Origin of the sequence: Paenibacillus ehimensis NBRC 15659 (assembly GCF_004000785.1) — a bacterium.
In the GTDB taxonomy this organism is placed as follows: Bacteria; Bacillota; Bacilli; order Paenibacillales; family NBRC-103111; genus Paenibacillus_G; species Paenibacillus_G ehimensis.
Map to the genome: position 1 here is coordinate 123225 of NZ_BILX01000012.1, position 9154 is coordinate 132378.

At 53.8% G+C, this 9154-nt stretch carries 8 protein-coding genes; 5 read left to right on the plus strand and 3 right to left on the minus strand.

What is annotated here, in order from left to right:
- The first annotated feature begins 8 nt into the window (after nucleotides 1–8).
- The 4 genes from PEH01S_RS09905 to PEH01S_RS09920 all read left to right on the plus strand — a co-directional run bounded on the left by PEH01S_RS09905 (nucleotide 9) and on the right by PEH01S_RS09920 (nucleotide 3715).
- Nucleotides 9–368 (plus strand): YxeA family protein, encoded by a 360-nt coding sequence (locus PEH01S_RS09905; RefSeq protein ID WP_127485144.1) that lies wholly within the window; start codon nucleotides 9–11, stop codon nucleotides 366–368.
- Nucleotides 369–396: 28 nt separating this feature from the next.
- A complete protein-coding gene (locus PEH01S_RS09910) occupies nucleotides 397–1440 on the plus strand; it encodes a DUF418 domain-containing protein (protein WP_127485146.1) in 1044 nt (347 codons plus the stop codon).
- Between the two features lie 160 nt (nucleotides 1441–1600).
- The gene (locus PEH01S_RS09915) at nucleotides 1601–2308 is read left to right on the plus strand and encodes a response regulator transcription factor (RefSeq protein WP_127485148.1); all 708 of its coding nucleotides are present in this window, start codon (nucleotides 1601–1603) and stop codon (nucleotides 2306–2308) included.
- 3 nt (nucleotides 2309–2311) lie between these two features.
- Nucleotides 2312–3715, plus strand: a complete 1404-nt coding sequence (locus PEH01S_RS09920) for a sensor histidine kinase (protein ID WP_127485150.1) — start codon at nucleotides 2312–2314, stop codon at nucleotides 3713–3715.
- 54 nt (nucleotides 3716–3769) lie between these two features.
- On the opposite strand, the gene PEH01S_RS09925 is transcribed toward PEH01S_RS09920, so the two are convergent.
- The 3 genes from PEH01S_RS09925 to PEH01S_RS09935 form a co-directional block, all read right to left on the minus strand.
- Nucleotides 3770–5674, minus strand: a complete 1905-nt coding sequence (locus tag PEH01S_RS09925) for a M6 family metalloprotease domain-containing protein (protein WP_127485152.1) — start codon at nucleotides 5672–5674, stop codon at nucleotides 3770–3772.
- A gap of 324 nt (nucleotides 5675–5998) precedes the next feature.
- On the minus strand, nucleotides 5999–6397 hold the full coding sequence (locus tag PEH01S_RS09930) for a hypothetical protein (protein WP_407669428.1): 399 nt from the start codon (nucleotides 6395–6397) through the stop codon (nucleotides 5999–6001).
- 236 nt (nucleotides 6398–6633) lie between these two features.
- Nucleotides 6634–7566, minus strand: a complete 933-nt coding sequence (locus PEH01S_RS09935; protein WP_127485156.1) for a DMT family transporter — start codon at nucleotides 7564–7566, stop codon at nucleotides 6634–6636.
- 120 nt (nucleotides 7567–7686) lie between these two features.
- Between PEH01S_RS09935 and PEH01S_RS09940 the strand changes: the two genes are divergently transcribed.
- Nucleotides 7687–9102, plus strand: a complete 1416-nt coding sequence (locus PEH01S_RS09940) for an aminotransferase-like domain-containing protein (RefSeq protein ID WP_127485158.1) — start codon at nucleotides 7687–7689, stop codon at nucleotides 9100–9102.
- Nucleotides 9103–9154: the final 52 nt, after the last annotated feature.

Below are 9154 nucleotides of genomic sequence, written 5' to 3' on the forward strand. Positions count from 1 at the left end.
AGAGGACTATGAAAAAAATAATCATTTCTTGCATCGTCATCGCGGCTCTGGTGCTCGGAGGCTTGTTCTTATTACAGAACGTCAATCTGAACCGGTTAGGGACGGACGTCTACTATACACAGGTTCAAGGACAAGGAAAGAAGCTTGAAGATAAACTCGACAACGGAGAAATTATGGTTAGATACGAATACGAGCTGCCGGCTTTTGATAAAAACGGGCAGGAGAAGACACTGAAGTTCTCCGCCCCGAAACAGCTGCGGGAGAAAGCGTACCTCAGTTTGTTTGTGAAAGAAGACAAAGGCGTGACCTCCTACCAGGAAGTAACGAAAGAAGAGCTTCCGGGAAAAGCAAGTCAGCAATTGCAGTAAATCGAACGAGCGTAAGGAGCAAACCAATATGAACCCATCCATCTCACAGCAAGAAAGGATCGCAGCCTTAGATATCATTCGAGGGCTTGCGTTATTCGGCATCTTGTTTATCAATGTCAAAGGATATATCGTCCTCACCGAAGGCATGATAATACCGGAATATACCGGAATGAACCAAGTGATCGACACCCTGATTCTCGTGTTCGTGGAAAAGAAATTTTTCTCCATTTTCTCGTTCCTGTTCGGCGTCGGCTTTTACATCTTCGCCTCGCGCGCCGAACGCCGGGGGGACAAGCCGCTCTGGCGGTTTACCCGCCGCTTGCTGGTGCTCTTACTCATCGGCATTATTCATGCCTTTGTCTTCTGGGGCACCATCCTCCCGGTTTACGCGTTGATCGGACTGCTTCTGCTTCCGTTTTACAGGGCCAAGGTGACGACCATCCGCAATTGGCTTGGCGGAATCGCCGTTGTTTACTTGCTAGCGCTGATCTCGAAGCTCACGGTGGGGGCCGCGGTTCCTTTATCCAGCGTAGTCGATTTTGTCATCTCTGATACGACTTTGATCTTCATCATGTTTTTGGCCGGGTTCCTTGCAGCGAAGGCTGATTGGATCAGGCGGATCGGGGAGCTGAAAAAACGGATTCGCCTGGTACAGCTTGGAGCCTTGCCGGTCTTTGCCGGGCTATCGGTCTGGATCTGGACAGCGGCCCAGCATGGAACGGATGAGCTGAAGCTCATCGTTTCGTTGAGCGCCATTCCCGGAGTCTTATTATTTGTAACATCGCTGTTTTTGCTGCTTGAGCATCGGACAGCCAGGACGATCCTTCAGCCCTTCGCACGGGTGGGCCAGATGGCGCTGACGAATTATGTCGCCCAAAGCTTAATCGGATCGCTGTTCATCTCGCTCATGGGCCTGGAGACGGTATCCCCGGTCCATGTGGTCCTCATCGCCTGCCTGATCATGATCGTCCAGCTCATCTACAGCAGCCTGTGGTTCCGCTACTTTAAAATGGGTCCGTTGGAGAAGGCATGGCGGTTCATGACGTACGGCAGAAAACAAACCGCCAAATAAACCCGGACAATGCGCTAAGAAGCTGATGCAGCATGGCTTACTTGCGCATTTGTTTCATGCCGCGCAACCCTATACCGCTTGATAAATGAAAGAAAGTGCCGCATACTCACACATAAACAGAGTTGCATTACATCCTTCCCTTCCCAGGAGGCCGAATGACATGTCGATCAACAAAAAGGTTTTGATTATAGACGATGAGGAAGCGATTTTGAAGCTTGTGGCCACGGTTCTGCGCAAAGAAGGCATCGAGCATGTCATTACGTCGACGACAGCGAAAGACGGCTTGGCTCAATTTGAGCAAAAGCAGCCGGATCTTGTGCTGCTCGACATTATGCTGCCGGATGGGGAAGGGTATGACGTGTGCAGGCACATTCGAGCGATCTCGAAGGTTCCGATTTTATTTTTATCCGCCAAGACGGAGGAAATCGACAAAATCTTGGGCTTTGCCATCGGCGGCGACGATTACATCACCAAGCCGTTCAGCCCCAAAGAGCTGGCTTACCGCGTGAAAGCCCAATTGCGCCGAGCCGATTATATGCAGCCGGAGGCCGTGAAGGATACCGTCTTAACAGCGGGCCCTTTTGCGTTAAACGAACAAAAAGCGGAATTGTTAAAGAACGGGACAAGCATTGAATTAAAGCCGAAAGAGCTCGGATTAATGAAGTACTTCCTCCAGAACGTCAATAAAGTGATCAGCAAGGAAAGGCTTTACGACGCCGTCTGGGGAGAGGATTTTATCGGCATCGACAATACGGTGATGGTTCATATCCGGAGGCTGCGGGAAAAGATTGAAGAGCAGCCTTCCCAGCCCCGCTATTTAATTACTGTCAAAGGTCTGGGCTACAAACTGGCCATCGAGGATGAATAGGTCATGAAATGGAAGTTAACCGTAAGATATCTGATCTCCGTTGTCTTCGTCGTCATCTTCATTATTTTCATAAACCTGTTCCTTATGCTTTCATTGTTCACGGCTCAGTCTGTTTTCAATATCCCCATCTTTCAAGAAGAGGAGCACTCTCCCGAGCAATTTACACGACAGTTTCAGGATCGAATCACGATTTCCGGGGATGCGCTGACGATTGCCGAAGCAGGCAAGGAAGAGCTAGACAGCAGGAACGCATGGATACAAATTTTGGATGAAGCCGGCAAGGAACTTTTCCGCTACAGAGCGCCGGAAGGGTTACCGAAAAGCTACACTCCTTCGGAAATCGTGCAAATGTACAAGTACAAGGAAGTGAATGGCGAAACGACGGTCTTTGTCGGCGAGAAGAAAGCGGGCGGCCGCGCTTACAGCTATTTGATCGGGATGGAAAACCGCAGTATCAACCGGTATTTTATTTTGTACGATAATCATTCGCTGCTTCGTATGGTTAAGGTCGGCGGCATCGTTTTAATTATCGATATTTTGATTACGTTACTAATCGGGTATTTCTTGAGCAAACGGCTGACCAAGCCGCTGTATACGCTAATCGACGGAATAAAAAGACTGGCAAGCAATGAATATTTTCATGCCCGGCCTGCGGGCGTCTTTAAACAAGTATTCTCGAACATCAATCATTTGTCCAACCAGCTTAAGGCGAACGAGTCGGAACGCAAAAAATTGGACCGGATGAAAGAGGAATGGGTCACCAACATTTCCCACGATATTAAGACGCCTCTGGCCTCGATTCAAGGCTTTGCCGAAATGATGAAGGACCCGGATTATCGCTTTACCGAAGACGAGATCAGGGAATACGCCGACATTATCGAGAAAAAGTCGCTTTATATCAAAGAGGTCATCGAAGATTTAAGCTTAACGACAAGATTGAAGAACAAAGAGCTGACGTTAAACAAAAAAACGACGAACCTGGTCGTGTTACTACGAGATATCGTGATCGATATCGTCAACGACCCGAAATACGGCAAGCGCCATATTGATTTTCATGCCAAGCAAGAGAGCATCCCGGCCGAGGTCGATGAACTTCTGATTCGAAGAGCGCTGCACAATTTAATTTACAATGCGCTCATCCATAATGACGACGACGTGAACATCGCCGTCCGGATCGAAAAGACCGACCGGACCCGTATTATCATCCAGGATAACGGCAAAGGCATCCGAAAAGAGGAGCTCGACAAAATTTTCGACCGCTATTACCGCGGAACCAACACCGGAGACGCGCATAAAGGCTCCGGGCTCGGCATGGCGATAGCCAAAGATATTATCCAGGAGCACGATGGAGAGATTGCGATTCACAGCGAGATCGGCCGCGGGACGACGATTGACATCCAATTGTAGATTCGGTTCGGTAACGAGGGGAAGGGAGCGCGGCATCGCCGGCTCCCTTATGGTTTATTTTACGAGGACTTTAAGCGGGGAAGATTTCGTAGTACCGAATGAGTTCACCAGCTCGCACGTATAAATATACGTTCCGGGCTTTTGGTTCGTGAAGGTTTTGACCGCCGTCTGCGCTTGCGAGCTGTTGTCCGTCAGCTCTTCCTCGTAGACGAGCGTATCGTTTTCGTACAATCTCCACGTGTCGCCGTTATTGCCCCACCACATGTTCATCGTGATCGCATAGTCCTTCTCGTTATTCCAATTGTTGTGGCTCAGGCTGGGGGAACCGGGAGCGCCGGTCGCCTTCACCGATCCGCTCGCATTGCCGATTGTGACGCCAACCTTCATGGCGCTGCTGCCCGCGCTGTTCACGTTCACGGATATTTTCGTATCGGCTCCTTCGTAAGTCGCGCTAGAAGGCTTCGTTTTCGGGCCGAACAACGTATTAAAACCGCTTGCGTAATAATGATCGTATGTGCCGCTCCTCTTCGTATCAAGCTGGCTGTAGCCGAGCGTGCCTTCGTTGGCCTCTTCGAGGTCGACCAGCTTCCGCTGCTCATTCGAGTTGGCGTTCTGCGTCTCGTCCACGTGCCAGATCGCGATGCCCGGCTTGCCGCCTCGGAGCGACTTTTCCAGCGCCCGGTCATACCCTACGAAGCCGCGGTTTTCCAGCAGGAAAAACTGTCCCGGCGTGCTTGTATTGATTTTGACGACGTTATAAGCGTTCGGATTGGACGGTTGAACCGTGTTGAGCCTATACGTATACGAGCCGTTCGCGCTCACTTCCGTCGGCTTCACCCATCCGAGCCGGTATTTGGACCAAGCGTCCATATGAACCGGCGTGGAACCCGCATGGTTGTTCCCGTAAGAGCCCCACGACCCGCCGGCCATCAGGCTGTGCGGACCGACACCCAGCGAGGAACTATCCGTGTCGTACAGATCAGGCAGACCGAACAAATGACCGGTCTCGTGAACGAGCACGCCCATCGTCGCCATATGGTCGCCGTGGTTTTCGCCTTGCTGGATATACTCCAGATTCACCGTTTTGCCGTCTCCCTGCCATGTTCCCGCCGACCAGCGGTGCGCCCACAGACTCGGCGTTCCCCCGGCACTGTAAGCGGCTTCATAACCAGCCGTGACGGTTACCAGAAACAGCTCGTCCCGTGTTACTCTGCCATCGTTGTTCGTGTCGAAGCTGGCAAAATTGACGTACGGATTGGCAGCGGCTACGGCGTCTCTGACGATTTTTTGGTTGGCCGCTCCGGTGTTGCCTCCCGTATTCGGATGAGGATAGCCGAGCTTGACATGAACGATGCCGTCGCCTGCCGCGCCGTACGATTCCGCCGCGGGGCCGATCGTCATTTTGCCTGCGCTAACCTCTTTGTAGTAGTGCTTGACCGTGCCTTCCGTATCTCCGAAGAAGCGCTCGCTCCACTGGCTATCGGAATATTTCATCCCGATATCGCTGAAATCCACGAGCATCACAAGCAGCTTGCGGGAGCTGCCGGTGTTGATCGGCGCAAGGGACGGGCCGGGATCGGTCTCGTCAAGAAACGGCGCGACATTGGATTTGATCTTCTCCACGATCTGCTGTTCCTTCGCCCACTGCTTTACCTGCTCCTGCTTGAGCGTCTGCTCCGGCTTCGGGTCAATGTTCACTCTTTTGCCGCTTGGCTTCAAGGAGATGCCTTCAATTTCGGCATAATTCCAAAACCCGTTCTTGTCTTGCACGATTACGTCGTCATCCACCCCCTTCGTCCAGTTCAGCCATTCGTCGCCCTGCAGAGCCGCTTGAAACGTCTCCCCTGTCGGCTGCTTGAAGACTTCCGTCCCGCCATAAGCCGGAACTCCCAAGCTCACCGATGCGGTGCCGAAGTAAGCCAAACCGGAAATGATTAGACCGCATGTTAGTTTCTTCAATTTACCATACCTCCCTTATTTTTACTTCACTTTTTAGTATAAGGGATCTTTAGCGGCTTGAGATGAGTTGATAGAACTACTAGAGAGCTTTTATTTTCTACGTCGAACCGGCTATTCCACCTTCGGTAAATGGTAGATTCATCCTGTTTTATCGACATGATGGGCGCTCTTCGCGTCCGGATGTCGAAACGGCCCGTCGATGGTGTCGAACGGGAGGGCAACGGGCAATCAAAAAACCGGCCGCCTCCAATGGTCGAGGACCCATGGAGACGACCGGCGGCGAACCGCTACTTCACCCCGCAGCTCATGAGGAGACGGGTAAGGTCACGAAATCGAAAACTTGGCGGAGAAGTTCATTTTTTTCACGAAGGAGCTGTTCGCTCCGGCTTTAAACTGAACGTACATCGGACCGTTCTTTTGCGCTGCAAAAATACGGCCGTAAGGAGTGTACGAACTATAGGTGCCGAGCGATTGGCCGTCTGCATCATACACGGTATACGTGATGGGAAACCCCGAGTTATAGACGGTAACAGTCAGCTCTTCTCCTTGGTTCAGGACGAAAGCTTCTTTTTCGGTTTCCTCGTAAGAAGCCAGCGAATAATATTTGACAACCTCTCTTGCTTCCAAATTCGGATGCCCGGCCTCCAAGCTGCGAAGAGCGGATGCACCGGCAGGTTGGCCGGAAGCGGGCGCAGTGACGGAATCCGTTGGACTCCCGGCCATAACCGAGGCGGAGACGGACAGCACCAGGGCCGTGAATAATGCGGCAGATACGATTTTCTTTTTCATAATTTCCCTCCATTGGATATAAATTGTAAATACGATCCTATTCTACCATTAAACCTATTTAATTTCAAATTTTGGTAGAATATAGAACCAAAAGAGGGAAGCTGCCTCGTGTCTTGCAAAGACTCCGGTCCGTGGTTCAGCCTGAACGTCATGAACTCGTACGCTCCCCGTTATCCCGCCTGCTTCGCTGGAGCCGTTCCTTGTCTTCCCTTGGCCGACCTCGCCCCGCGGATGGCTTCAACGTTCACAAGCAGAATGCCGGCGATTATCGTGATGCCGCCCGCAACGGCCTCCCAAGTGACCGCTTCCCCGTACAGCAGAGCGCCTAACGCGAAGGCGATTAACGGCGAAATATAGAGCCACGTGGTCGGGAAGAACGGATTCGTCCGCGCCACGAGCCAGTAAAATAAGCTGTGCCCCATCATCGACCCGACAATGGTCAAATACAGCAGCGCTCCGATCCCCTGCCCGGTGGCCAAAGCTTCCAGCGGCACGCGCTCCGTAAACAGGGACAGAAGGAGCAGCAGGATTCCTCCGTGCATCATTTGTATGGCGTTCAACGCCAGCGGCGACGTCTCCGGGTACCGCACAAGCGCCCGCTTGGCATAGAGCGCGCCCGACGCATAGAACAGTTCCCCGATCAGAATCGCGGCACAGCCAACCACCCAGAGCAGATTCATCTCCACGGACAGGTTAGGCGCAACCAGCAGCCCCACTCCCGCAAAACCGAGCACGCACCCGAAGACGGAGCTGCGGCTTGCCTTTCGCCGAAGAACGATGCTTTGAATCAGCAATAAGAAAATCGGTCCCGTCGCGGATAAAATTGCCGCCAGCCCGGAGCTCACATACTGCTCGGCCCAATACAGCGTCGCGAACGTGCCGAACGTCAGCCCGATCCCCGTCGGCAGCAGGTCCTTGCGCCACAATAGCGAGAAGCGCACCTTTCCCGTTGCTAACGCCCAGACGAAGATCAGCGCGCCCGCAAGCAGGAACCGTACTCCGGCCGAGAAGAACGGAGGAAGTCCCGCATCAATCCCTACCTTGATCATCAAAAATGTCGTGCCGAAAATCAAACACATCACAGCATAGCCCAACCACACCATGTCTCTCTCCTCCTTCTATTCCTCCATCATAGAAGAAGGGGCGCAGAACAGTTCAAATATCGCAGAACAGATTGGGATAAAAAGTGCTACAATGGAGCTAAAGAAAGGAGCGTGCGACGCGTGAGCAAAATCTACCCATCCGCCGCCCAGCCGGCCCGGCTGTACGAGAGCGTCTGCGACGACATCCTGAAACGGATCGACCGGGGGGAATGGAGCGAGCGCGGCAAGCTTCCTTCGATCCGCGAGCTGGCCCAAGAGCTGGGCGTTCACCGGCTGACCGTATTCAAAGCCTATCAGCTGCTGAAGCAGAGCGGCAAAGCGTACGTGAAAGACAAATCCGGCTATTATCTCAAGACCGGCAGCCTGTCGCCCGACCTGACGGCCACGCCTGCCGTGCATTCTCATATTCAGCAAAATCCGCTATCGGATATCCAGCGGGTTCCGGTGGTCTACCAGTTCTCCCAGGCGCTGCTCGATCCGAATCTGCTGCCGAATCAGTACCTCTCGGCCTACGTGAAGCAAGCCTTCGATCTGTACCCCAAAGTGCTCGGAACCTACGCGCCCGTCCAAGGCGATCCGGAGCTGCGTGAGGCGATGGCCGAATACTTGGTGGCCGAACACCGCCTTGCTCTCACGTCCGGGGAGCTGCTGATCACTTCCGGGGCGCAGCAAGCGCTGGACCTGCTGGCCAAAACGCTGCTCAAGCCGCGGGATGCCGTTCTTGTGGACCGCCCGACCTACGGCGCCGCGATGGACATATTCCGCAGCTACGGCGCTCAGCTTGCCGCCGTGGACATTCATCCGCACGGCTATGATTTGGAGCAGGTCGCGAGGCTGATGAAGGAGCGCAAGCCCCGCTTCTTTTATCTCAATCCGACGTTTCACAATCCGACGGGCTACACCGTGTCCGCAGAGCAGCGGAAGCGCCTGGTCGAGCTGGCGGCGGAGCACCGCTGTCTTCTGGTGGAGGACGATGCGTTTCACGACATTTACTTTAAGCAGCCACCGCCGCCGCCCCTATTCGCCTACGATACGGAAGGGTATGTCGCCTACATTCGCAGCTTCAGCAAATATATCGCTCCCGGCTTACGCATCGCTGCCGTAGCGGCCCGGTCGCCGGTCATCGGCAACCTGTTGACCGCTAAGTCGCTCGCCGACAACGGCACGCCGCTTTTGACTCAAAAAATTTTTCTGCTCCTCTTCTTCTCCGACCGGATGCAGCGGCATTTGGAAAAGCTCCGCATCGCGCTGCATGTGCGGATGAACATTATGGAGGAGGCGCTGTCCGGCACCGGCTTGTCGTGGACCAAACCCGCAGGCGGCTTGAACCTGTGGGTCAAGCTGCCGGACGGGGTCAAGGCGGGAGCGCTGCTGGCGAAAGGCATCGAACAGTCGCTAACGTTCGTGCCCGGCACGATCTGTGATCCGCTCGCGGAGTTCGACGACCGGATTCGCTTGAGCTACTCCTACGCCAACGAAAACCAGCTGCGCGAGGGAGTCCGGCTGCTGGCCGGTCTGCTGCGGTCCTTGGCCTGATGCGCGGCGCACGCCAAAGAGCCCGCCGCTCCCCTTCGGGAACGGCGGGGGG